The sequence below is a fragment of the Paraburkholderia sp. BR14374 genome, from assembly GCF_040948685.1.
Taxonomy (GTDB): Bacteria; Pseudomonadota; Gammaproteobacteria; order Burkholderiales; family Burkholderiaceae; genus Paraburkholderia; species Paraburkholderia youngii.
Genome location: NZ_JBFPKF010000157.1, coordinates 1 through 267, shown reverse-complemented (window position 1 = coordinate 267; position 267 = coordinate 1). Strand labels below are relative to the sequence as shown.

The window sequence follows — 267 nt, the reverse complement described above, 5'->3', positions numbered from 1 at the left end:
CCTGCGCGCGACGCGCATCGAGCTGGTCGATCACCGCGCGCAAGTTGCGGTACGTCGCTTCGGGCGCGGTGATGATCAGCGAGTTGGTCGCGGAATCGGCGGTAATCATGCCGCCGCCCTGATCCTCACTCTTTTCCTTGTCGCCGCCGAGAAATCCGCCGGTATTACTGCTCGAGCCCGAAGCGCCGCCGCCCATCGGCGAGTTCATCGAGCCGCCGCCGAGGCCGCCCGACGGCAACGGCGGCGTGCCCGACGAGCCCGTCGAAT

The 267-nt window shown here is 68.2% G+C and carries 1 protein-coding gene; it reads right to left on the bottom strand.

All coding sequences use genetic code 11. From position 1 onward, the window contains the following. The coding region (locus AB3X86_RS38475; RefSeq protein ID WP_368599920.1) for a secretin N-terminal domain-containing protein at positions 1-267 on the bottom strand (267 nt) is incomplete at both ends.